The following is a 23,604-nucleotide window of genomic DNA, read 5'->3' on the forward strand; positions in this document are numbered from 1 at the left end:
GCGACACCCCCGAGGCTCCACCACCCCCGCCACCACGCACCGCTCCCCCACGCCCACCGGAACCTCACTCCCCGTCCGGCGGCTCCATCGGGGACCGGTGTACCGCTCGGGGGCGAAGCGTCCGCCGACCGGAACGTGGGTCCCCGTCCGGCGGCTCCATCGGGTACTGGTGTTCCGCTCGGCAGTGAGGCGTCCGACCGGAACGTGGGTCCCTGTCCGTCGGGTCGAACCGGGACCGGTGTGCCGGTCGGCGGCGAGGCGTCCGCCGACCGGAACCTGGGTCCCCGTCCGGACTCCCCTGCGGTGAGCGGTGTTCCGGTCGGCGGGGGGTCGGGGGCGGTCATGGGGTCACGGTCGCGGCGGCGAGGGCGGCGGTGGGCGGCGGGGTGGGTGGGGCGGGGGGCGGCGGGGTGAGGATGGCGCGGACGCCCAGTCCGGCGAGGACGTCCTCCTCGACGCGTGCGGCGGCGGGCCCGCGGCGGGTCGGGTCCCGGGGGTGCGGGTCGTCGACGGGGTGCCGCGCGGCGACCCGCGCGGGCTGCCCGGACAGCCGGACGACCTCGTCGGCGAGCGTCACGGCCTCGCGCACGTCGTGGGTGACCATGACGACGGTCCAGCGGTGGGCCGCCCACGTCGCGGCGAGCCAGCGCTGCAGGTGCAGCCGGGTCAGCGCGTCGAGCGCACCGAACGGCTCGTCGAGCAGCAGCAGGTCGCGGCCCTGCGCGACCGTCCGCGCCAGCGCGGCCCGCTGCCGCATCCCCCCGGACAGCTCGGACGGGCGGGCGTCCGCGTGCGCACCGAGACCGAACTCGCCCAGCAGGTCGCGGACGCGCGCCCGCGCCTCGCGCCGTCGCACGCCCTGCACCTGCAGGCCGAGCGCCGCGTTGTCCAGGACGGTGCGCCACTCGAGCAGCAGGTCGTCCTGCGCCATCCACGCCGCGTGGCCCGTCGTGCCCGTGACGTCGCGGCCGTCGAGCAGCACGGCGCCGCGGTCGGGACGGCGCAGGCCGGCGACGACGCCCAGCAGCGTGCTCTTGCCGCACCCCGACGGCCCGACGACGCACGTGAACGACCCGCGCGGCACCGTCAGGTCGACGCCCGTGAGCACCGCCCGCGGGCCGTCGGCGGCGGGCAGGGCCAGGTGCACGTCGCTGACCTGCAGCACCACGTCAGCCACGACGCACCGCCCGTGGCCGTGCCCACGGCACGACGACACGCTCGAGCCCGGACGTCGCCGCGTACAGCGCGAGCGTCAGGGCAGCGCACACCCCGACGGCGGCGAGCACCAGGTCGGTGCGGAACGCGGCGCGCTGCATCGTCATGTACGTCCCGAGGCCCTGCACCGCACCCGCGTACTCCGCGACGACGGCCCCGACCACGGCGTACGTCACGCCGATCCGCAGGGCGGTGAAGAACCGCGGCATCGCCGCGGGGAGCCGCACGTACCGGAACTCCTGGAACCGGCTCGCGCCCATCGTCCGCAGCAGCGACGACGCCCCGGGACCTGCCGCCCCGAACCCCTCGACCAGCCCCAGCGCCACGGGGAAGAACGTCACCAGGGTCACGACCAGCACCTTGGGCCCGAGGCCGAACCCGAACCACAGCACCAGCAGGGGCGCCACGACCAGCACGGGCACGGTCTGCGACGCGACGAGCAGCGGGACCACGCCGGCACGCAGGCGCGGCACCGCGTCGAGCGTCACGGCCAGCACCCCCGCGACCGCGACGGACACGGCGAACCCCACGAGCGTGACGGTGAGGGTCGCACCCGCGTGCCCGGCGATGACCTCGCGGTGCGTCCACGCCTGCTGCACGACGCGCGCGGGCGACGGCAGCAACCGCGGCGTGACCCCGCCCGTCGCGACGGCGCCCTGCCACACCGCGAGCAACGCGGCGAGGGCGACCAGCACGGGCAGGGCACGACGGGGTCCGGCGGCCCCAGCCGGGCGCAGGCCGGTCTCACCCGCGCCGCTCACCGCTCCCCCGGGCGCGGCGCGTCGTGGTAGGTCGACCAGTCGGGGCGGCGGGTCAGCACGTCGCCGTCGGGACCCGCGAGCAGGCCCCGGTCGTACAGGAAGTCGGCATACCCGGCGAACTGCGCGGGGTCGATCGTCCCGACCGCGCCGTCGGCGTCGCGCAGGTACTCCGCGGCGAGCAGCCGCTGGCTCTCGACGACCATCTCCGGGTCGGCGAACGCGTCCGGGTGCGCGTCGAGCAGGATCTGCGCCGCCTCGTCGGGGTGGTCGGCCGCGAACGCGTACCCGCGGCGCAGCGCGTCGACGAACGCCGCGGCGACCTCGGGCCCGGCGTCGACCCACGAGCGCCGCGCGTCGACGAGCACCGCGTACGCGTCGGGGAAGCCGTGGTCGGTGTACCGGAAGTAGCGCAGCGGGGTGCCGGCGCGCGCGGCCTCGAGGCCCTCCCACGCGACGAACGGGATCGTGAAGTCCGCCTCGCCCGCGTACAGCGCGGCGTACGCGCTCGTCCCGAGCGTCACCGACGTGAAGTCGCCCACGCCGCCGTCGGCCCGGATCACCTCCTGCAGCAGGGGCACCTCCGCGACGCCCCCGAACCCCGCGTAGACGCGACCGTCCAGGTCGCGGGGCCGGGTGATCGTGTCGTCGTCGGCGCGTACCGCGATCGCCGTCGCCCAGTGCTGCAGCGGCGCGAGCACCGCGACGACGTCGGCGCCCGCGGCCTGCGCGACCACGGACGCGTCGTGGAAGCTGATGCCGGCTTCGGCTGCGCCCGCGTCGAGGAGCGCGTCCGGCGACGCGTCCGTGTACGGCAGGACGCGGACGTCGAGGCCCGCGTCGTCGAACCAGCCCTGCGCGAGTGCGACCTCCAGGCCGGTGTGGTTGGTGTTGGGCGTCCAGTCGAGCGCGAACCGGACGACGGGGCGGCCGTCGGCGCCGGTCGCGGGGTCGGCGCACGCCGCGAGCGCGGCGGTGAGGGCGGCGGCCGCGATCAGTGCGGGTGCGGCCCGTCGACGGGACGGGTGGGGGCGGGCGTGGGGCACGAGGTCTCCGGGGGTACGGGCGGACCGGCCGGGGCGCGCGGGCACGCCCGGGGGCCCCGGCGCGTGGGTGGCGGCGGGGACGACGGGTGGGCGTGCGGCGGCGGCCCGCGGACCGCGTGGACGGTCGGCGGGCGGCGGGTCAGGTGGTGAGCGGGCCTCGCCGGGGACGCGGACGGTGCCGGTGGGCGTGCAGAGGCGAACGCATGGGAGACATGCGCGACATCCCTTCGCTAGTGCGACCTAGATCAGGTTCGACGGGTGTGATCTCAGCCGCGGATGCGGCACCCCGTGTCACGACGTCGTCGACGCTACCGCTCCGCCCGCGCCCGTCCGCCCGCTCGTCCGCACTGTGGTCCGACGACGCGACCGAGCGCGGCACACGACTGCCGAGCGCGGGCGATACCTGTGCCGCGCTCGGCAGTCGTGTGCCGCGCTCGGCGACGGAGGGCAGGGGTCAGGGGGTCGGGGACTCTGCGAGTCGTGCGATCGCGGCGAGGCGCTCGTCCCAGCGGGCGCCGACCGCGTCGAGGGTGCGGGCGAGCAGGCCGAGGCGGGCGCCGACGGCCCGGTACCGCACCTCGCGGCCGACGCGCACGGGCTCGACGAGCCCGACCTCGGCCAGCACCGCGAGGTGCTTGGCGATGGCCTGGCGGGTGACGGGCAGCCGGTCCGCGAGCGCGGAGGCGGACGCCTCACCGCGCCCGACCTCGGTGAGCACCTGCCACCGGGTCTCGTCGCCCAGGGCGGCGCACACCGCGACCACCCGTGTCGTGTCGGTCGCCGACGTCACGCCGGCACCCCGCCGTGGACCAGCTCGACGAGCTCGTCGAGCTCGGACGTCCAGCCGCCGCGGTGGTCCTCGAGCTGCCGCAGCCGCTCGTCGCCGAGCTGGTCGAACCCGGTCTCGACGACGGTGAGCAGCGTGCCCGTGCCGTCGGGCAGGAGCGTGAACGTCGCGGTCAGGTCGGTGCCGGCGGTGAGCTCCCCGCCGCAGCCCGGCCACGCGAACGCGAAGCGGCGCGGCGGGTCGTACGCCTCGATGCGCAACGGGACGTCGTCCTGCCCGTCCCACCCGAGGGAGCCGATGCCGCCGACGCGCAGGTCGGGCAGGGAGGCGCGCTGGCCGAACCACTGGGCGACGAGGTCCTCCCGGGTGAGGACCTCGAAGACGCGGGCGGGCGGGGCGTCGACGCGGATGGTGCGGGTGACGGTCGAGGTGGCGTCGTCGATCGTGGCGGCGGTCTGGTGCGTGGTCATGGCGGGCTCCTTGTGTGCAACTGTTCTGTTGCATTAGAGCGTGCCACCGTCCCTGGCGTTGCGCAACCCCCAGGTTGCAACAGAGCGCACCGCCCCCGAAACCCCCGTGCGAGGATCGACGAGTGACACCGAGCGCCTCGATGTCCGCCCCGCCCCCGGCCCGGCGGACGCGCTGATGTCCGCGGTCCTGACCGCCCTGGGCACCATGGGCGCCGTCGTCGCGCTCGGCTGGGTGCTGGGCAGGTGGCGCGTGCTGGGCGAGCGCGCCGCGCCGGTGCTCGCGCGCGTCGTCTTCGCCGTCGCCGCACCCGCGCTGCTGCTGTCCACCGTCGCGCACGCCGACCTGCACCTGCTCGTGTCCCGCACGGCCCTCGTCACGTGGGTGAGCACGGCGCTGGTCGCGGTGCTGGCGGTCGTCGTCCTGCGGTTCGCGTGGCGCCGACCCGCGGCCGACGTCACGGTCGGCACGCTCGTCTCGTCCTACGTCAACGCGGGCAACGTCGGGCTGCCGCTCGCGGTGTACCTGCTCGACGACCCCGTCGCCGTCGTCCCGACCCTCCTGTTCCAGCTCCTGGTGCTGGCCCCGATCGCGTTCACGGTCCTCGACGCCCACGCCACCCCCACCGACCGGACCACCACTCACCGTTCGACCCCCGTGGCGGGGACCCCCGTTCCGGTCGGCGTGGAGGGGGGTGGCGAGCGGGACGCGGGTCACCGTCCCGACGGGGGGTCGGGGAGCCGGGTTCCGGTCGGGTTGCGGGTCGGTGCGGTCGTGCGACGGACGCTCAGCAACCCGATCATCGTCGCGACGCTCACCGGCCTCGTCCTGGCAGCCCTGCCGTGGTCGCTGCCCGAGGTCGTGTACGAGCCGTTCGCCCTGGTGGGTGCCGCGGCGGCGCCGCTCGCGCTCATCACGTTCGGCATGTCGCTCGCGGTCCCCCGGACACCGGGTGGCGCGGCCCCCCGGCGCGACCTGGCTCTGGCCGTCGGCCTGCGCTCCGTCGTGCACCCGGTGCTGACGTGGGGCGTCGGCACCGCGCTCGGCCTGCCCGCGCCCGCCCTGCTCGCCGTCGTCGCGATGGCCGCCCTGCCGACGGCCCAGAACGTGCTGGTCTACGCGATGCAGTACCGCCACGGCGAGGCGCTCGCGCGCGACACCGGCCTGGCGACGACGATCCTGTGCGTCCCGGTGCTGCTGGTGGTCGCGGCGACGCTGGGCTGAGGGGGGCACCGCGTCCCCACCGCCGGCGATCCCCGTCCCTCTCCCCGCCGTCCACGCCCTGGGACGGGTACGTCGCGAGACCGGGCTGAGTCGTCGTCTCGGCTCGGGACGACGACCCAGCCCGGTCTCGCCACGCGCCCGTCCCGCGATGCGGTCAGGCGTCGCGGCGGCGCGGACGGGCGCGGACGTGCATGCGCTCCCCCTGGGGGCCGTAGAGCGCGAGCACCTCGACAAGGCCGTCGGAGACGTTGCCGAGCCAGTGCGGCACGCGGGTGTCGAACTCCGCTGCCTCGCCGCCGACGAGGTCGAGGGTGCGACCCCCGAGGACGAGGCGCAGCGTCCCGCTCAGGACGTAGAGCCACTCGTACCCGTCGTGGACGCGCGGCTCGCCGACCTCGGCGGGTGTGCGCGGGGGGTACACGAGGCGGTAGGCCCGCGGCCCCTCGGTGCGGCGGCTCAGCGGGACGTACGTGACGCCGTGCCGGACGGTCGGGTGGAGCGGGACGCGCGGGTCGTCGCCGGCGGGGACGTCGACGAGCTCGTCGATCGTCACCTCGTGGAAGCGCGCGAGGGGCAGCAGCAGCTCGAGCGTCGGGCGGCGCAGGCCGGACTCGAGGCGCGACAGCGTGCTGACGGAGATGCCGGTGGCGCCGGCCACGTCGGCGAGCGTCGCCTCGCGCTGCTCACGCAGCGCGCGCAGGCGGGGGCCGACCGTGTCGAGCACGGCACCGAGGTCGTCGTCCATGGATCCAGTTTGCCGACATGGCAACGCTACTTGTCAAGACGGCACGGCGCGCGGCACTCTCGGGACATGGCGAACGCACCCCTGACACCCGACCCCGTCGACGTCCTCGTGCTCGGCGGCGGGGCCGCCGGCCTGTCCGCCGCGCTGAGCCTCGGTCGCTCGCGCCGCACCGTGCGCGTCCTCGACGCCGGCGAGCCCCGCAACGCCACGTCCCCGCACGCGCACAACCTGCTGACGCACGACGGCACCCCGCCGGCCGAGCTCCTCGCGGCCGGCCGGGCCGAGGTCGCGCGCTACGGCGTCGAGGTCGCCGCGACCCGCGTCGTCGCCGCACGCGCCGTGGCAGCCGACGACGACGCACCGACCGAGCCCGCGTTCGAGGTCGACACCGCCGACGGCGCGACGCACCGCGCCCGCCGCGTCGTCGTCGCCACGGGCATGCGGGACGTCCTGCCCGACGTGCCCGGACTGGCCGGACGCTGGGGCCGCGACGTCCTGCACTGCCCGTACTGCCACGGCTGGGAGGTGCGCGACCGCACGCTCGCGGTGCTGGCGACCGGGCCGCGCGCGGTGCACATGGCGCTGCTCGTCCGCCAGCTCAGCGCGGACGTCACGCTGCTGCTGAACGACGCGTTCACGCCCGACGCCGAGCAGCAGGCCGACCTCGCGGCGCGCGGCGTCCGCGTCGTCACCGGCCGGGTCTCCCGCGCGCGCACCACGGACGACGCGCTCACGGCCCTGGTCCTCGCCGACGACGAGGTCGTCGCGTGCGACGCCGTGTTCGTCGGCACGCGCGCCCTGCTCGACGACACCCTCGTCGACGGCCTCGGCCTGGCGACCGCCCCGCTCGACTTCGCGGGCGAGGACGTCGGCCGCGCCGTCACCGTCGACGCGACGGGTGCGACGTCCGTGCCCGGCGTGTGGGCTGCGGGCAACGTGACGGGCCCGCAGCACGCCCTCGCGTCGAGCATCGCCGCGGGCTCCCTCGCGGGCGCCCACGTCAACGCGTCCCTCGTCCTCGCCGACCTCGCCTACGCCCGCAGCAGCACCGCCGCCGCCGCCTGATCCTGGGGCTGGATCGACCTCTCGCGAGAGGTCGATCCAGCCCCACCCCCTGGGCGCGAGACGTCGATCCAGCCCCTCATCCACGTCAGGAGAACCCCCGTGCACGACCACCAGCACCGCACCGACCAGATCCCCGACGACACCGAGCTCGACCCCGCCTGGTGGGAGGAGCGCTACCGCGCGCACGACCAGCTCTGGAGCGGGCGGGTCAACGCCTCGCTCGTCGAGCTGGCGTCGCACCTGACCCCCGGGACGGCGCTCGACGCGGGCGCCGGCGAGGGCGGTGACGCCGTGTGGCTCGCGGAGCGCGGTTGGACCGTGACCGCGGTCGACGCCTCCCGGACCGCGCTCGACCGGGGCGCGGCGGAGGCGGCGCGGCGCGGGCTCGCGGCGACGTGGGTGGAGGCGGACCTGCGCACGTGGGACCCGCCCGCGCGGTACGACCTGGTCACGTCGCACTACCTGCACGCCGAGAGCGGGCGCGGCTGGGGCTGGCTCGCGGACGCGGTCGCGCCGGGCGGGACGCTGCTCGTCGTCGGGCACGACCTGTCCGACCTGGACGGCCCGGTGCCGCGGCCGCACCTGGCGCGGCTGGGGTACACCCCGGAGCAGATCGCCGCCGACCTCGACCCTGCGCAGTGGACGTCGATCGACCCGCGCGTCCTGGCACGCACGATCGACCACGAGGGCACGGCGGTCACGGTCCGTGACGCAGTTCTGGTCGCGCACCGCCGCTGACGGGCCCCCAGGGGGCCGACCAAGAAAGTGTGAAGAGTTGTTGCCGGGGAGCGGCAACAACTCTCCACACTTTTCCTGGCTGAGGGTCAGGCCCCGTTGGCCGGCAGGATCTGGGCGTCGTGGGGGGCCAGCGCGACGGTCCGGCCCGCGACGTCGAGCGTCACCGGTTCCCCCGTGTGGTTGACGACGACCAGCCGGTCCCCGCGGCGCACGGCCTCGACGCCCACGACGGGCGACGGGAACAGGGCGGGGACGTCGGCGTCGGTCAGCAGCCGGTCGACGAGGGCGTCGAGGACCTCGGCCGACGGCTGCGTGCCGACGTACCACGCGACGCCGTCGCCGTGGTCGCGGCGCGTGACGGCCGCACCGCCGGCGGCGTACCCGTCGGCGAACGTCGCGACGACCTGTGCGTCCTCGACGACGAGCACGTCCTGCCAGAGCGACGCCGCCCCGGCGAGGTCGCCGGCCAGCCGCAGGCCGCCGCCCGGCGACCCGCCGGGGCCCGCGGTCGGCGCGAGCTCCTCGACGCGCACGCCCAGCGTCGCCTGCAGCGGGCCGAGGTACCCGCCCAGGTAGATGCGCAGGTCCTCGTCGACGATCGCCGACGCGTACGTCACGACGAGGTGCCCGCCGCCGCGCACGTACGCGTCGAGCGCGTCGAGGTCGGCACGCCGCGCGACGTGCTGCACGGGGACCACGACGAGGTCGTAGCCCACGAGGTCGGCACCCGCCCGGACGACGTCGACCGTGACCCCGCGCCGCAGGAACGGCGCGTACCAGTCGCAGAACCGCTCGACGTACTCCACGCGGGTCGGCAGCGCGCCCTGCTCGAGGGCCCACCACGAGTCCCAGTCCATGACGACGGCGACGCGCGCGGGGACGGGTGTGCCGACCAGGTCCGACAGACCCGTCAGCTCCTCGCCCAGCGCGGCGACGTCCCGGAAGAGCCGGGAGTCGGGGCCGGCGTGCGGCACCATCGCCGAGTGGAAGCGCTCGGCTCCTGACGCGGACTGGCGCCACTGGAAGTGCAGGACACCGTCCGCGCCGCGGGCGACGGCCTGCAGCGACTGGGCACGGTGCTCCCCCCGGGGACGCGGCGCGTTGCGGGGGCGCCAGTTGACGGCGCTGGTCGACTGCTCCATGAGCAGCCACGGCCGCCCCTCGCCGAGCCCGCGCACGAGGTCGCGCTCCGCGGCGAGGCGCACGTACGCGGCGGGGTCGGCGGGGTCCGGGTAGGCGTCGTCGCTGACGACGTCGACGTACGGCGCCCACGCCCAGTAGTCCGCCCCCTCGAAGAAGCCCATGAAGTTGGTCGTGATCGGCACGTCGGGGCTGTGCCGGCGGATCACCTCGACCTCCGCGCGGTGCAGCGCGAGCATCGCGTCCGAGCTGAACCGGCGGAAGTCGATCAGCTGCGTCGGGTTGCGGGACGCCGGCGCGGCGGACGGGACGCCGACCTCGTCGATCGACCCGTACCGCTGCGACCAGAACTCCGTGCCCCACGCGCGGTTCAGCTCCTCGACGCTGCCGTAGCGGCGCTCGAGCCACGTGCGGAACGCGGCGGCGCTGTGCGCGTCGTACGAGCGCGACACCTGGCAGCCGTACTCGTTGTTGACGTGCCACATCTCCAGCGCGGGGTGGTCCGCGTAGCGGGACGCGACCTGCTCCACGAGCGCGAGGGCGTGCCGCCGGTAGTCGGGCGACGACGGCGAGTAGTGCTGCCGTGACCCGAAGGCCAGCCGCACACCGTCCTGCGTGACGGGCAGCGAGTCCGGGTACCGCAGGGAGAACCAGGCCGGTGGGGACGCGGTCGCGGTCGCCAGGACGACGCGGACGCCGCCGGCGTGCAGCCGGCCCATCACGTCGTCGAGCCACGCGAAGTCGTACTCGCCGGGGCGCGGCTCGAGGCGGGACCACGAGAACACGCCGACCGTGGCCGTGGTGACGTGGGCGTCGCGCATGAGACGCACGTCCTCGTCCCACACGTCCTGCGGCCACTGCTCGGGGTTGTAGTCGGCGCCGTAGCGGATGCGGGCGTCAGTGGGCACGGCATGTCCTCCTGGGACGGCGCGGCGGGCCGGGACGGGCGCCGTGCGGGTGGGGCGTCGTCGCCCCGCCTCCGCGGGCCCGCTCCGGCGGCGTCTCGGCTGAAGGTGGCGTGTGAACGCTAACAGGAGTCGCGACGGTGGTCACCGATCGCGGGATCCGACGCCCCTGCCCGTACGTTGGGACCAGCAGCGGGCGCCCGACGGCGCCACCCGACGACATGAGACGAGCAGCACGCATGAGCAGCACCCCGGGAGTCCTCCAGGCCACCGACATCTGGGCCGGGTACGGCGGGGACCCGGTCCTCGCGGGCATCGACCTCACGCTGCGCCCCGGTGACGCGGTCGGCGTGCTCGGCCGCTCCGGCGTCGGCAAGACGACCCTCCTGGAGATCCTCGGCGGCGCCCTGGGACCCGGCCAGGGGCGCGTCACGCTCGACGGCGTGCCCGTCGGCAAGACCCCCCGGCGGCGGCGCAAGGACGTCAAGGCGCGGCTGCGCCTCGTGCACCAGAACGGCATGGCCGGCATGGACGTGCAGCGCACGGTCGAGCAGACGGTGCTCGACGCGTTCACCGAGGCCCGCAAGGCCGGCCGGACCACCGACCACGACGTGGAGTCCGCGTTCGCGATCGTGGGCCTGCCCATCCGGTTCGTCACGCGACGCGTGGGGACGCTGTCGGGCGGTGAGCGGCAGCGCCTCGCGATCGTGCGCGCGCTCGCGACGCGTCCCGACCTGGTCCTGCTCGACGAGCCGCTGACGGCCGTCGACCCGTCGATGCGGGAGGACCTCGCCGACGACATCCGCGCCCTGGTCCGTGCCGACGGCATCGGTCTGCTGGTGGCGTCGCACGACGTCCACCTGCTCGAGCGCCTGACGGACACCGTCCACGTGCTCGCCGAGGGCCGCCTCGTCGAGTCCGGGCCCCTGCGCGACCTGCTGCGCGACCCCCAGCACCCCGACACGCGCGGCATCGCCGAGTCCCTGCCCGAGGCGGTCGGCGGCCGGCCCCCGAGCTGACCCGGGGCGGACAGCACCCGCAACGCCCGTGCTGGATTGCTCTCTCACCACAGGGTGAGAGAGCAATCCAACCCACCCCGGTGAGAGAGCAATCCAGCACCCGCAAGGCTCGGCGAACCTGACCTTCGGCGGCCACCGGCGACTCGGGAGCCGCCATCGTGCGAGCTCAGCCGGCTGACGGGAGGACGGTCGGGACGTCCTCCACCTGCCGGCGCGGGGCGTGTGTCAGCGGCGTGCCTGCAAAGGGGCGGCGTGGGGCGCCGTGCCCGCGGTACGGGCGGTCCGCAGGTCCCGCTCGACCTCCAGCAGCAGCAGGGTCGCGTCCGCCCAGCCGGCGGTCGACGCGGTCGTCGCGACGCGCACCCCCGCACCCAGGGTCGCGCACGCGCCCCGCAGCCGGTCGCGGACCGTCCCGACGATCTCCTGGGCGCGCTCCTCGGGTACCGCGGGCAGCAGCACGAGGACGGCGAACGCGTCGCCGTCGAGCCGTGCGGTCACCGCGCCCGACGGGGCCGCGGACGCCACCCGCGACGCCAGCTCGCGCAGCAGCGCGTCACCGGCGTCGAGGCCGTGCGTCGCGTTGATGTCCTCCATGCGCACGACGTCGACCGCCGCGAGCAGCAGGCGACGACGCGTCCCGGGCAGGGCCTCCGCCGCCCAGCGCGCGGCCGTGGCCATGAGGTGCGGGCGGCTCAGCACGCCGGTCAGGGGGTCACGCGCGGCTCGCTGGCTGACCGCGGCCGTCAGCGCGGAGACCAGGTCGGCGGTGCTGGCGGCGGACCACGACGGCCCGGGGACGAGCACGTCGTCGTGCCGGACGCCCGCCGCACGGGCCATGGCGGCGCGGGCGGCGTCCACGACGGTCGTCGCGGCGTCGAGCACGAGGGGTGACCAGTCGGCGATCTGCCCGACCGGGCGGCGCGTCAGCACGGCGCGGCCGTAGCCGAGGCGGCCGGTCATCGCCGCGGTGAAGCGGTGCCGGGTGAGCAGCCCGACCGGCGCGGCACCGTCCCCCTGCACCGCGAGCGCCGCGCAGGAGGGCGCACGGAACAGGACCTCGACGTCGGCCATCATGTCGTCGGCGCTGACGGCCCGCAGGGGCACCGCGACGTCCCCCAGGCTCTGCGGCAGCCGCTCCACGGCGGGGATCCCGGTGGTCGCGACCCTGTCGCGCACGTCTGCGGGGGGTGCGCCGACCATGGAGCCGCTCACCGCCCGCGGACCGGGGAGGTGGGCCGGATGACTGTCCACGCGAGCGTGACGGGCGGGTCGGTGGGGTGCGGATCGGGGTTCACGGCGACATCGTGGTGCCACCGGTGCGCGCAGGGGGCGAGTTCGCGTGGTGCTCGCCGACGTTCGCCGAGCCTTCACCGCGTGGCCCCCTGCGCGTCACCGCGACGAGTGTGGGCCGGGCGGGCCCCCGCTCCGCCCGGCCCTCCCGGGTCCGAGATCCCGGGCCTCGACGGTCCGGCCGTCGTTCGTGCGGAACGACGGCCGGACCACGGTGTGATGCGTCAGCAGACGGTGCTCGTCCGCGTCAGCGCTGGAGCGTCAGCAGGCCGGGCCGGTAGGGCAGCAGGCCGTAGTCGCCGCCCGAGCTCGGGCTGCGACCCTGGTAGAGCAGCCGCAGGTTGCACGGGTCGACCGTCATGGTCTGGTCGGCGTTCGTGCGCAGCAGCTCACCGTGGCTGATGTCGTTGGTCCAGGTGGCGCCGCTGTTGGCCTTGCCGGCGAAGGGGTTGCCCTCGGTGGCGGCCTGCGGGGTCCACGTGCCGTCCAGGCTGGTGGCCGTGAAGGACCGGAAGTACCGGCCGTTCGCGCCGATGGCCTCGACGATCATGAGGTACCGGTTCTGGCCCTGGAGCTTGTAGACCTGGACCGCCTCGAACAGGTTGTTCGTCGAGTCGGTCATGATGGTCTGGTAGGACGACCCGAAGCTGCCCGGGAAGTTCCCGATCGGCATCGAGGCCCGGTAGATGCGGCCGTTGTCACCGGCGAAGAACAGGTACATGTTCCTGTCGTCACCGATGAGCGCCTGGTCGATCGGACCGGTGCCCGAGTTGGTGATGCTGCCGGTGAACAGGTTCTGGTGCGCACCCCAGCCGTTGACGTTGTCCGGGTTGGTCGAGGTCCGGTAGGAGAACGCGGGACCGCCCCACTGGTAGGCCATCACCCAGATGTCCTTCGGGGCGAAGTAGAACATCGACGGTGCGACAGCGCTGAACGGCATCGCGGTCTGGCTCGCGGAGCCCATCTGGTTGTAGTTCGAGAACAGCCCGAACTTCATCGAGCCCCACGACGTCCCGTTGTCGTGCGTCGTGGCATACACCAGCTGCTGCCCGTTGTACGGGGCGACCGTGAAGTCCTTGAGCGAGACCCAGCCCGAGCGCGGCTGCGCGAGGACCCCGGAGTCCGACCAGCGGTAGGACGACGGGAGGTTGCAGGTCGGGCTCGGCGTGGGGGTGGGAGTGGGGGTGGGCGTCGGGGTCGGCGTCGGCGTCGGCGTCGGGGTCGGCGTCGGCGTCGGGGTGGGCGTGGGGGTGGGCGTCGGCGTCGGGGTCGGGGTGGGCGTCGGCGTCGGGGTCCCCGTACCGTTGCAGCCCGCACCGTTGAGCGCGAACGCCGTGGGCACCGGGTTGTCGCCCGAGTACCCGCCGTTGAAGCCGAAGTTCACGGTGCCGCCGGCCGGGACGTTGGCGTTGTAGCCGGCGTTCCGGATGGTGACCTGCTGGCCGCTCTGCGCGGAGACACCGTTCCAGGCCTGCTGCACGGTCTGGTTGCCGGGGAAGGCGAACGTGAGCGTCCAGCCGTTCAGCGCGGCCCCGTGGTTGGTGATGTTGACGTCGGCCGTGAAGCCGCCGGGCCACTGCGCCGTGACGCGGTAGGCGACCGTGCAGGCACCCGTGCCGGGGTTCTGCGTCGGCGTCGGGGTGGGCGTCGGGGTGGGCGTCGGCGTCGGGGTGGGCGTCGGGGTGGGCGTCGGGGTGGGCGTCGGCGTCGGGGTGGGCGTCGGCGTCGGGGTGGGCGTCGGCGTGCGGGTGGGCGTCGGCGTCGGGGTCGGCGGCGCCGCGTTCAGCGCGTCGAGGACCGCGGTGTACGCAGCCTTCTTGTTGCCCGAGCTGTCGAAGAGCAGCGGGTTGGTCCCGGTGCGCCAGGAGTCGCTGTCCCGCACGCCCCACACCGTGATGCCGGTGCACCGCGCGACGGCCAGGCACGCCTGGGTGACCTGCCGGTAGGCGTTGGCCTGGTTGGAGCCCTGCTGGATGTCCAGCTCGGTGATCTGCACGTCGACGCCCAGGTCCGAGAACCGCTGCAGGTTCGCCTGGTAGTCGCCGGGCACGGTCGTGCCCAGGTGCGACTGGAAGCCGACGCAGTCGATGGGCACACCGCGCGACTTGAAGTCCCGGACCATGTTGAAGATCCCGGTCGACTTCGCGTTGATGCCGTCCGTGTTGTAGTCGTTGTAGCAGAGCTTGGCGCCCGGGTCGGCGGCGCGGGCGGCGCGGAACGCGGCCTCGATCCAGTCGTTGCCCGTGCGCTGCAGGTTCGAGTCACGACGGCCGCCGCCGTTGCCGTCGGCGAACGCCTCGTTGACGACGTCCCAGCTGTGGATCTTGCCGCGGTAGTGCGCCGCGACCTGGGTCACGTGGTTGATGAAGGCGCTCCGCAGCGCCTGGCCGGACATGCTCTCCATCCAGCGGGGCTGCTGAGCGTGCCACCCCAGCGTGTGACCGCGGACCTTCTTGCCCTGGCTGATGGCGTGGTTGACGATCCGGTCGCCGTTGGTGAAGTTGAACTGGTTCTGGTTCGGCTCCGTGGCGTCCATCTTCATCTCGTTCTCGGCCACGATCGAGTCGAACTCACGGTTGACGATCCCCATGTAGGTCCCGTCGTTCATCTTGCTCGCCGCGATCGCCACGCCGAAGTAGCGCCCGGACTGCTGGGCGGCCGCACCGAGGGTGCTCGCGGCCGCCTGCGCCGGGAGCGTGGCGAAGACACCCGTGAGCGTCAGGGCGGCGATCGAGGCCGACGCGACGAGGGCACGTCGGCCGCGTCGCTGTGTGTTGTGCATGCGTCACCTCTTCTGCAGTCACCCGCCGTCGCCGACGGGTGGGCTGACGGTGGTCCCGGGCGCTCCCCGCCGGCGGTGCGCCCGGGGAGCCGCACCGGTCCTCGTGGGAGGTGCGTGTCCTCGTGCGCGCCGCCGTCGGATGCCGTCCGACGCGGGTGGGCATCGTCGTCCCCCGCGTGCGGTCGGGGTAGAGCAGATCGTCCCGGTTCCGCCATGTGTACGTTCACAATCGCATGATCATGGGCTCTGCCGAAGAGCTTGCGGGATCGCGAAACGTTTAACGATCCACCAGGCGGCAGCGCCGCCCGACGGGCATCGCCAGGACCTCGCGGCAGCGATCGGAGACGCCCGCCGACGGCACGAATCCCTCGATCGACTCGCGGCGTCCCGGGCTCGCGGGCACGTCCGAGGTCTAGCATCAGCGGCGGGGCAGGCCGTGGCGCGGCGCGGCGCAGGACGGGCAGGAGGTCGTCGATGACGACGAGTGAGCGCGTTCCGGCGCGACGACCGTCGATCACCGACGTCGCCAGGCGCGCCGGCGTCTCCGTCGGGACGGTCTCGAACGTCCTCAACCGGCCCGATGTCGTCGCCGCTGCGACGCGCGAACGCGTCCAGTCCACGATCGACGAGCTCGGCTTCGTCCGCAACGCGTCCGCACGCCAGCTGCGCGTCGGAGCGCTGCAGACCGTGGGCGCGATCGTCCTCGACATCGCCAACCCGTTCTTCACGGAGGTCGCCCGCGGGATCGAGGACCGGCTCTCCGCCGACGACCACACCCTGATCCTGTCGTCGTCCGACGAGGACCCCGAGCGCGAGGCGCGCTACCTGCGCCTGCACGAGGAGCACGGTGTGCGGGGCGTCCTCGTCTGCCCGTCGCACGCCTCCCTCGACCACATCCTCGCCGTGCGCGAGCGCGGCCTTCACGTCGTCCTGCTCGACGCGTCACCGGGCCGCACGGACGTCTCCAGCGTCGGTGTCGACGACGTGCGCGGTGGCAGCCTCGCGGTCGAGCACCTGCTCGGCCTCGGGCACCGGCGGCTCGGGTTCATCAACGGCCCCCCGGTCATCCGCCCGTGCATCGACCGCCGCACGGGCGTCGTCAGCGCGCTCATCGCGGCCGGCCTCGACCCCGCCGAGGTGCTCGTCGAGGTCGGCGTGCCCTCCCTGAGCGTCGACGCGGGCGACATCGGCATGACGCGGCTGCTCGAGCTGCCCGTCGGCCGCCGACCCACCGCGACGTTCTGCGTCAACGACCTGACAGCTGTGGGCGCGCTGCGCGCGCTGCGTCGCGCCGAGGTGCCGGTGCCGTCGCGCATGGCCGTCGTGGGGTACGACGACGTCCAGATCGCCGCGATGCTCGCGGTGCCGCTGACCTCGGTCCGTCAACCGACCCACACGCTCGGCTGGACCGCCGCCGACCTGCTGCTGCGCGAGGCGCTCATCGGCCCCTCCGCCCAGCACGAGCGCGTGCTCTTCCAGCCCGAGCTGGTCGTGCGCGACAGCACCGCGCCCGTGGCCTGACCTGATCGACCGGACCCGCACGCGCGGGCCGCGGATCAGCCCGTGACCGCCACCGAGAACCCGGCACGCAGCAGGTCGCGGTCGCGTGACGACCGGCCGACGAGCAGCTCGAAACCACCGGGCTCGACGACGCGCCGTCCCTCCGCGTCGACGATCGTGCAGTCGGCGACGGGCAGCTCGAGGTCGACGACGACCGACTCCCCCGCCGCGACGTCGACGTGGCGGTACGCCTTGAGCTCCTTGTCCGCCCAGGTCAGGGAGGTCACGAGGTCGCTGACGTAGATCTGGACGACCTCGTGCGACGGGCGCGTGCCGGTGTTGGTCAGCGTGACCTGCGCGCGGACGACGTCGTCCGGGCGCAGCACGGGCGTCGCCACCGTGAGGCCGGAGTACTCGACGGACGAGTACGACAGCCCCTCGCCGAACGCGAACGCCGGGTCCTGGCTGAGGTCCGCGTACCGGTTGCCGTGCTGGCCGCGCAGGCCGTTGTAGTAGACGGGCTGCTGCCCGACGTGACGGGCGAACGTCAGCGGCAGCCGCCCCGCGGGGTCGATCGTGCCGAGCAGCAGCTCGGCGATCGCACGCCCGCCGCGCATGCCGGGGTTGGCGGCCCACACGATCGCGTCGGCACCCAGGGCCGACGCGGGCAGGACCAGCGGCTTGGACGCGATGACGACGACGGTCATCGGGGTGCCCGTCGCGGCGAGCGCGTCGAGCAGCGCGACCTGCCCGCCGACGAGCTCGAGCGTCGCGGTGGACCGCGTCTCGCCCATGAGGCCGATGGTGTCGCCGACGACCGCGACGACGTGGTCGCAGGCGCGCGCGGCGGCGACGGCCTCGGCGATCATCGCGGCGTCCGGCGCGGCGGGGTGCATGATCGGCATCCGCGGCTGGCCGTCGGGGCGGAACGCGCCGTCGGGGTCCGGGCCGAGCGTGCCGATCTGCGCGCCCTGCGCGTACGTCAGCTCCCAGCCCTCGGGCAGCAGGCCGCTCAGCCCGTCGAGCACCGTCTCGGTCATCTCGCGCGGGTGGCCCTCCTCGCGCATCCAGTCGACCTGGCCGGAGCGGCCGGCCCAGTCGCCGAGCTGCGCGTCGACGTCGTCGGCGTTGGGGCCGACGAGCGCGATCCGCAGCGGCGGCGGGACCGAGCCGTCCGGGGCGGTGGCGCGCCCGTCGAGCCCGGACTCCAGGCCGCCGCCGAGCGGCAGGACGCCCGAGTTCTGCAGCAGCACGAGGGATCGGCGCGTGACCTGCAGGTTGACGTCCTGGTGGTCGTCGGACCCGATGACCTCGGCCTGCCGCACCGGGTCGGGGCGGCGCGGGTCCTCGAACAGGCCCAGCTCGAACTTGATCGTGAGGATGCGCGTGACGGCGGCGTCGAGCTGGGACTCCTCGACCCGCCCGTTCGCGACGGCCTTCTGCACGCCCTCGAAGAACCCGGGCGTCGTCATGACCATGTCGTTGCCGGCATCGACGGCGGCGGCCGCGGCGTGCTCGTGGTCGGCGGCGACCTGCTGCTCCCAGACCATGCGCCCGACGTTGTCCCAGTCGGTGATGAGCGTGCCCGTCCAGCCCCACTCGCCGCGCAGGACGTCCTGCAGCAGCCACTTGTTGACGACGATCGGCACGCCGTCCATCGACTGGTAGCCGATCATGAAGGTGCGGGCGCCCTCGCGTGCGACGCGCTCGAAGGGCGGCAGGAACCACGAGCGCAGCTTGCGGCGCGAGAGGTCGGCCTCGGACGCGTCGCGCCCGCCCTGCGTCTCGGAGTACCCCGCGAAGTGCTTGGCGCACGCGAGGATCGCGGTCGGGTCGGTCAGGCCGTCGCCCTGGTAGCCGCGCACCATGGCCGCGGCGAGCTCGCCGATGAGGAAGGGGTCCTCGCCGAACGTCTCGGTGACGCGTCCCCAGCGCAGGTCGCGCGTGATGCAGACGACAGGCGAGAACGTCCAGTGCAGGCCGGTGGCCGACACCTCGACGGCCGTGACGCGCGCCATCGCCTCGGCCGCGGCGGGGTCCCACGACGCGGCCACCGCGAGCTGCGTGGGGAAGATCGTCGCGCCGCGCCAGAACGAGTACCCGTGGATCGCGTCGTCGGCGACGAGCAGCGGGATGCGCAGCCGGGTGCGCTCGACCGCGTCGAGCGCCTCGAGCACGCGCTGCGGGGACGCGTGCAGGATCGAGCCGACGTGCTGCTCCAGGACGAGGTCCTCGACGCCGGGCTGGGCGTCGAGCTGCAGCATCTGCCCCGCCTTCTCAGGCAGCGTCATGCGGCTCAGCAGGTCCGCGACGCGCTCCGGGACGGGCAGCGACGGGTCCTGGTACGGGAGCGTGTCCACGGGTGGGTCCTGTTCAACGTTCGGATCGGTACGGCCGGCGCCCTGCGACGCTAACGCAGGTGGGGGCGCCCGCGGTAACCGCGGCGGGGAGCGAGGGGGCAGACCGGCGAGTACGACCCGCGGTAGTACCACGGGTGTGGCCCGCGCTGCTCTCGACGCGCACGGGTCTCGACGAGGACTGCAAGGCGCAGGCCGAACAGCTGCACTCGGTCGACGTCCGCCGCCTGGTCGGCCGGGCGGGCGTCGTCCCGCGGGACCTCATGACCGCCCTCGACCAGCGCATACGTGTCTGGCTGAACCTCTGACGGACGCCGCCCGACCCCCGTTCGGACGCGCGATGAGACCCGTACGCCGAGCGCATCGACCCACGTCACCCGATCGCACCGGTATCTCACCCCGGTCGCCGCCCCCCTGTGTCAGTGGGCGCCGATAGCGTCCGGATCGACCCGGCGTGGCCCGCGGTCGGCCGGGGCGGCGGGGCCCGGGCGTCGCGACGAACGAGAGAAGGACCACGACATGGGCGAGACGGGTGCAACACCGGTACTGACGTCGGCGGACTGCGTGCTGGTGCACACGTCCGCCACGGTCGCGACGACCGTGCACCGCGACGGTGCGCACCTCGTCGTGCACTTCCTGCAGGCGTCCGGCGTCACGCGCTGGACGTGGCCGTGCGAGATCGTCGCCGCGGCCCTGCGCAACCCCGGTGTGGTCAGCGGTGACGACGCGGTCGAGATCGTCGTCGACCCCGACACCGCCGACCTCGTCGTGACGCTCGACGGGCAGGACGGCACGGCGCTGCTCGCGGTGCCCGGTGACGCCGTGCGGACCGCGCTCGCCCGCTGAGCTCCCGGCCCCGCAACGCCGTGTCGGTGGGGCGCGCGAGGATGAGGCGTGCCCGCGTACGTCCTGCTCACCCGTGACGCGCTCGCACGCACCGTCACACTGACGTCGCTGGACGTCGAGGTGCGTACCCTGGACGTGCGGGTGGTCGGCGTCGACGACCTCGCGGGCGTCGTCGCGCAGGTCGAGGCCGACGACCACCCCCGCTGGGTGTGGGACGACACGCGCCGCTGGTACCCGCCGCTGCTCGCGGCGGACGTGCGCGTCGACCGCTGCCACGACCTGCGGCTCTGCCACGCGATCCTGCGGCTCGCGGCGTCCGCGGCGGGCTCGCGGCTGCAGGCGTCACCGCCCGGCCCGTTCGACGCCCCGGCCCCCGACTCGCCCCCGCCCCGCGAGCCCGACCTGCTCGACGCGCTCGACGCGCTCGACGCACTGGACGCGCCGCCGCCCGCGGCGGACCCCGTCGCGACCCCCGCGGCACCGCCCCCGCACCGCGCCGCCGACGCGCCCGACCCGCTCCCCGACCTCACGGACGAGCTGCGCGACCAGCTCGACGCCGTCACCGGCTCGACGGCGCCGGGCCGGCTGCGGCTGCTGCTCGCAGCCGAGTCCGGCGGAGCGCTCCTCGCGGCCGAGATGCAGCACGACGGCCTGCCGTGGGACGCGGCCCGCCACGACGAGCTGCTCACCGACCTCGTCGGCCCCCGGCCCGCGGGCGGCGGACGACCGCGGCGCGTGGAGGACCTGGCCACCACGGTCCGGGACCTGCTCAACGACCCGCGGCTCAACCCCGACTCCCAGCCCCACCTGCTGGCCGCGCTGCGGCGCCAGGGGTTCTCGCTGGCCTCCACGAGCAAGTGGGAGATCCGCGAGCTCGATCACCCCGTCGTCGAGCCGCTGCTGGAGTACAAGCGGCTGTCCCGGCTGCTCAGCGCGAACGGGTGGGCGTGGCTGGACGCGTGGGTGCACGACGGGCGGTTCCGGCCGGCGTACGTCGTCGGGGGTGTCGTCACGGGTCGCTGGGCGACGGACGGCGGGGGCGCGCTGCAGCTGCCCGCCTCCCTGCGCGGCGCCGCGCGCGCCGACCCGGGCTGGCGGCTCGTCGTCGCGGACGCCGCGCAGCTCGAGCCGCGCGTGCTGGCCGCGATGTCCGGCGACCGCGCGATGGCCGAGGCCGCGCGCGGCTCCGACCTGTACCAGCGCATCGCCGACGCAGGCACCGTGCCCACCCGCACGGACGCGAAGTACGCGCTGCTGGGCGCGATCTACGGTGCGACGACCGGCACGGCGGGCATGCTCATGCCCCGGCTGACCCGCGCGTACCCGCAGGCCGTCGCGCTGGTCGAGGCGGCCGCGCGCGCCGGCGAGCGCGGGGAGCCCGTCACGACGTGGCTGGGCCGCACCTCACCGCCCGCGGACGCGGCGTTCCTCGACCGGCTCGGCGCGGCCGGTGCCGAGGGCGCCGAGCCCGACGACGTCCGCGACGCCCGCCGCCGTGCGCGCGACCGCGGCCGGTTCACGCGCAACTTCGTCGTCCAGGGCACCGCCGCCGAGTGGGCGCTGTGCTGGCTCGCGTCGCTGCGCCGTCGCCTGCGCGACATCGGCGACGGCCGGGCGCACCTGGTGTTCTTCCTGCACGACGAGGTCGTGGTGCACTCCCCCGAGGCGGACGCCGGCGCCGTCGCGGCGGCCGTGCGGGAGTCCGCGGACGAGGCGGGCCGCCTGCTGTTCGGGACCGCACCCGTCGAGTTCGCGCTGGACCTGGCGGTCGTGGAGTCCTACGCGGACGCGTGAGGGGTCGGCGCGGTCAGGTCATCGTCCCCGGCGCGCGGTACGTGAACTGCCGGTCCGCGTCCGTGATGGCCCGCAGCACGCGCGCGGGCACGCCACCGACGACGACACCCGGCGGCACGTCCTTCGTCACGACGCTGCCGGCCCCGACGACGGACCCCGCACCGATCGTCACGCCGGGCAGCACCACGACGTGCGCACCGAGCCACACGTCGTCCTCGAGGACGACGGGCGCGGAGAACTGCGCCATGCCCGCGCGCAGCCCCGGGTGGATCGGGTGGCCGGTCGCGGTGATCGTGACGTTGGGCGCGATCATCACGCGCGAGCCGATGGTCACCTCGATGTCGTCGACGAGGGTGAAACCCACGTTGACGAAGACGTCGTCGCCGAACGTCACGTTGTAGCCGTACGACACCTGCAGCGGCGCCTCGATCCACACGCGCTCGCCGACGGCGCCGAACAGCTCGCGCACGAGCGCCTCGCGCGCCGGCACGTCGGCGGGGTTCGTCATGTTGAAACGCCAGGTCAGCTCCTTGGCCCGCTGCCGCTCCGCGACGAGCGCCTCGAGGCCGTTGCCCTCGTCGTCGTACAGCTCCTGCGCGCGCATCCTGCGCCGGACCTCGAGCTCGTCCATGCCTGTCCCTCCGTCGTCGGCCCGTCGGCCGGGCCCCGGTCACCCTACGGTCGCCCGGACGGCCACACCCAGGGACAGGCGTCCCGGGACCGACCTAGGGTGAGCGCGTGAGCAGCCACGACCCCGTCGGTCCCACCTCCCCGCCCGGTGCCGTCCCCGCGCAGTGGGTCCCGCCGCGGCGCGCGACGAGGATGCGCGACATGGCCGGGCTGCTGGCGGCCGCGCTCGTGGGTGTCGCGGCGCTGGCCGCCCTCGCCCTGATCCTGGTCCAGGTGGGCGTCGGCAAGGGTGTCGTCGGGACGGCGCTCGCGGTGGTCCCGCTGAGCCTGGTGCTGCTGGGCATCCGCTGGCTCGACCGGTGGGAGCCCGAGCCGCGCGGCGCGCTGGCGTTCGGGCTGCTGTGGGGTGCGGGGGTCGCGGTCCTGATCTCCCTCGTCGTGAACGACCTCACCATGTACACGGTCGCGCAGGCCACGGGCGACCTCGACGCGGGCGTGCTCGCCGCGATGCTGGTGTCCGCGCCGGTGGTCGAGGAGCTCGCCAAGGGTGCGGGCGTGCTCGTGCTGTTCCTCGCGCGGCGGCGGTACTTCGACGGGGTGGTCGACGGGCTCGTGTACGCGGGCGTCGTCGCGGCGGGCTTCGCGTTCACGGAGAACGTCCTGTACTTCGGCCGGGCGGGCGACGCGCTGGCCGAGACGTTCGTGCTGCGGGGGCTCGCGACGCCGTTCGCGCACCTGCTGTTCACGGCGTGCACCGGCGCCGCACTGGGGCTCGCGGCCCGCTCGCGCCACCGCGCGGCGGCGTGGTGGCTCTTCCCGCTCGGCCTGCTGGCCGCGATGGTGGGGCACGCGGCGTGGAACGCGACGAGCCTGTACGCCGGCAGCGGGTACCTGCTGGTGTTCGCGCTGGTGCAGGTCCCGCTCTTCGCGGGTGTCGTGGGCCTGGCGGTGTGGCTGCGCCGGCAGGAGTCCGCCGTGATCCGGCGGAACCTGGCGGAGTACGCCCGCGCCGGCTGGTTCGCCCCCCACGAGGTCGACATGCTCGCGTCCCTGCCGCGTCGCAGCACGGCCGTCGGCTGGGCACGGCGCGCGGGGGGCTCGGCGGCGGGTGAGGCCATGCGCCGGTTCCAGCGGGACGCGACGACGCTGGCGTTCCGGCGTCAGCTCGCCGCGACGGGCCGGATCGACCTGCGCGCGCACGCCGCGTCGGAGCGCGACCTGCTGACCGCGGTGACGGCCGAACGGCACCTCGTCCTGGCGGCAGCGGCGGCGGCACCCGGCGCGCGTCGGTGAGC

20 protein-coding genes and 1 riboswitch are annotated in these 23,604 nt (G+C 74.8%); of the genes, 9 read left to right on the plus strand and 11 right to left on the minus strand.

What is annotated here, in order from left to right:
• Nucleotides 1-340 precede the first annotated feature (340 nt).
• The 5 genes from OKX07_RS16935 to OKX07_RS16955 all read right to left on the minus strand — a co-directional run bounded on the left by OKX07_RS16935 (nt 341) and on the right by OKX07_RS16955 (nt 4,276).
• Entirely contained in the window at nt 341-1,177 is an 837-nt protein-coding gene (locus OKX07_RS16935; protein ID WP_265629158.1) for an ABC transporter ATP-binding protein, read from the minus strand.
• Complete coding sequence (locus OKX07_RS16940) at nt 1,170-1,976, minus strand: ABC transporter permease (RefSeq protein WP_265629159.1); 807 nt, start codon at nt 1,974-1,976, stop codon at nt 1,170-1,172. The genes OKX07_RS16935 and OKX07_RS16940 overlap by 8 nt, the downstream gene beginning before the upstream one ends.
• On the minus strand, nt 1,973-3,019 hold the full coding sequence (locus tag OKX07_RS16945; protein ID WP_265629160.1) for an ABC transporter substrate-binding protein: 1,047 nt from the start codon (nt 3,017-3,019) through the stop codon (nt 1,973-1,975). Before OKX07_RS16945 ends, OKX07_RS16940 begins: the two co-directional genes overlap by 4 nt.
• Before the next feature lie 205 nt (nt 3,020-3,224).
• A riboswitch (TPP riboswitch) is annotated at nt 3,225-3,318 on the minus strand.
• Between the two features lie 155 nt (nt 3,319-3,473).
• Complete coding sequence (locus tag OKX07_RS16950) at nt 3,474-3,809, minus strand: ArsR/SmtB family transcription factor (RefSeq protein WP_265629161.1); 336 nt, start codon at nt 3,807-3,809, stop codon at nt 3,474-3,476.
• Nucleotides 3,806-4,276 (minus strand): SRPBCC domain-containing protein, encoded by a 471-nt coding sequence (locus OKX07_RS16955; RefSeq protein WP_265629162.1) that lies wholly within the window; start codon nt 4,274-4,276, stop codon nt 3,806-3,808. Before OKX07_RS16955 ends, OKX07_RS16950 begins: the two co-directional genes overlap by 4 nt.
• Nucleotides 4,277-4,451: 175 nt before the next feature.
• On the opposite strand from OKX07_RS16955, the gene OKX07_RS16960 reads away from it, so the two are divergent.
• Nucleotides 4,452-5,498: an AEC family transporter gene (locus OKX07_RS16960; RefSeq protein ID WP_265629163.1), complete on the plus strand. Its 1,047-nt coding sequence runs from the start codon at nt 4,452-4,454 to the stop codon at nt 5,496-5,498.
• A 154-nt stretch (nt 5,499-5,652) separates the two neighbouring features.
• Here OKX07_RS16960 and OKX07_RS16965 read toward each other — a convergent pair whose 3' ends face one another.
• Nucleotides 5,653-6,243 carry a helix-turn-helix domain-containing protein gene (locus OKX07_RS16965; protein WP_265629164.1) on the minus strand — a complete coding sequence of 197 codons (591 nt, stop codon included), beginning with the start codon at nt 6,241-6,243 and terminating at the stop codon, nt 5,653-5,655.
• A 66-nt stretch (nt 6,244-6,309) separates the two neighbouring features.
• Here OKX07_RS16965 and OKX07_RS16970 point away from each other — a divergent pair, with 66 nt between their 5' ends.
• Both OKX07_RS16970 and OKX07_RS16975 read left to right on the plus strand, forming a co-directional pair.
• Nucleotides 6,310-7,308, plus strand: a complete 999-nt coding sequence (locus tag OKX07_RS16970) for an NAD(P)/FAD-dependent oxidoreductase (RefSeq protein ID WP_265629165.1) — start codon at nt 6,310-6,312, stop codon at nt 7,306-7,308.
• A gap of 99 nt (nt 7,309-7,407) precedes the next feature.
• Nucleotides 7,408-8,046 (plus strand): class I SAM-dependent methyltransferase, encoded by a 639-nt coding sequence (locus OKX07_RS16975; protein WP_265629166.1) that lies wholly within the window; start codon nt 7,408-7,410, stop codon nt 8,044-8,046.
• An 86-nt stretch (nt 8,047-8,132) separates the two neighbouring features.
• On the opposite strand, the gene OKX07_RS16980 is transcribed toward OKX07_RS16975, so the two are convergent.
• Nucleotides 8,133-10,094 (minus strand): beta-galactosidase, encoded by a 1,962-nt coding sequence (locus OKX07_RS16980; RefSeq protein WP_265629167.1) that lies wholly within the window; start codon nt 10,092-10,094, stop codon nt 8,133-8,135.
• Nucleotides 10,095-10,330: 236 nt separating this feature from the next.
• On the opposite strand from OKX07_RS16980, the gene OKX07_RS16985 reads away from it, so the two are divergent.
• A complete protein-coding gene (locus tag OKX07_RS16985; protein ID WP_265629168.1) occupies nt 10,331-11,110 on the plus strand; it encodes an ABC transporter ATP-binding protein in 780 nt (259 codons plus the stop codon).
• Between the two features lie 225 nt (nt 11,111-11,335).
• Here the strand turns inward: OKX07_RS16985 and OKX07_RS16990 are convergent, their stop codons facing one another.
• Together OKX07_RS16990 and OKX07_RS16995 are read right to left on the minus strand one after the other, a co-directional pair.
• Nucleotides 11,336-12,310 (minus strand): diguanylate cyclase domain-containing protein, encoded by a 975-nt coding sequence (locus tag OKX07_RS16990; RefSeq protein WP_265629169.1) that lies wholly within the window; start codon nt 12,308-12,310, stop codon nt 11,336-11,338.
• Nucleotides 12,311-12,647: 337 nt separating this feature from the next.
• Nucleotides 12,648-15,182 (minus strand): non-reducing end alpha-L-arabinofuranosidase family hydrolase, encoded by a 2,535-nt coding sequence (locus tag OKX07_RS16995; RefSeq protein ID WP_265629170.1) that lies wholly within the window; start codon nt 15,180-15,182, stop codon nt 12,648-12,650.
• A gap of 474 nt (nt 15,183-15,656) precedes the next feature.
• On the opposite strand from OKX07_RS16995, the gene OKX07_RS17000 reads away from it, so the two are divergent.
• Nucleotides 15,657-16,703 carry a LacI family DNA-binding transcriptional regulator gene (locus OKX07_RS17000; RefSeq protein WP_265629171.1) on the plus strand — a complete coding sequence of 349 codons (1,047 nt, stop codon included), beginning with the start codon at nt 15,657-15,659 and terminating at the stop codon, nt 16,701-16,703.
• A gap of 35 nt (nt 16,704-16,738) precedes the next feature.
• Here the strand turns inward: OKX07_RS17000 and OKX07_RS17005 are convergent, their stop codons facing one another.
• Complete coding sequence (locus tag OKX07_RS17005) at nt 16,739-19,042, minus strand: glycoside hydrolase family 3 N-terminal domain-containing protein (protein WP_265629172.1); 2,304 nt, start codon at nt 19,040-19,042, stop codon at nt 16,739-16,741.
• A gap of 134 nt (nt 19,043-19,176) precedes the next feature.
• On the opposite strand from OKX07_RS17005, the gene OKX07_RS17010 reads away from it, so the two are divergent.
• The 3 genes from OKX07_RS17010 (at nt 19,177) to OKX07_RS17020 (ending at nt 21,679) form a co-directional block, all read left to right on the plus strand.
• Nucleotides 19,177-19,347 (plus strand): type II toxin-antitoxin system PemK/MazF family toxin, encoded by a 171-nt coding sequence (locus tag OKX07_RS17010; RefSeq protein ID WP_265629173.1) that lies wholly within the window; start codon nt 19,177-19,179, stop codon nt 19,345-19,347.
• Between the two features lie 211 nt (nt 19,348-19,558).
• Nucleotides 19,559-19,885 carry a hypothetical protein gene (locus OKX07_RS17015; protein ID WP_265629174.1) on the plus strand — a complete coding sequence of 109 codons (327 nt, stop codon included), beginning with the start codon at nt 19,559-19,561 and terminating at the stop codon, nt 19,883-19,885.
• Nucleotides 19,886-19,933: 48 nt separating this feature from the next.
• Complete coding sequence (locus tag OKX07_RS17020) at nt 19,934-21,679, plus strand: bifunctional 3'-5' exonuclease/DNA polymerase (RefSeq protein WP_265629175.1); 1,746 nt, start codon at nt 19,934-19,936, stop codon at nt 21,677-21,679.
• Nucleotides 21,680-21,692: 13 nt separating this feature from the next.
• On the opposite strand, the gene OKX07_RS17025 is transcribed toward OKX07_RS17020, so the two are convergent.
• Nucleotides 21,693-22,310 (minus strand): sugar O-acetyltransferase, encoded by a 618-nt coding sequence (locus tag OKX07_RS17025; protein ID WP_265629176.1) that lies wholly within the window; start codon nt 22,308-22,310, stop codon nt 21,693-21,695.
• Nucleotides 22,311-22,417: 107 nt separating this feature from the next.
• Here OKX07_RS17025 and OKX07_RS17030 point away from each other — a divergent pair, with 107 nt between their 5' ends.
• Nucleotides 22,418-23,602 (plus strand): PrsW family intramembrane metalloprotease, encoded by a 1,185-nt coding sequence (locus OKX07_RS17030; RefSeq protein WP_265629177.1) that lies wholly within the window; start codon nt 22,418-22,420, stop codon nt 23,600-23,602.
• Nucleotides 23,603-23,604: the final 2 nt, after the last annotated feature.

Origin of the sequence: Cellulomonas sp. S1-8, assembly GCF_026184235.1 — a bacterium.
GTDB lineage: Bacteria > Actinomycetota > Actinomycetes > Actinomycetales > Cellulomonadaceae > Cellulomonas.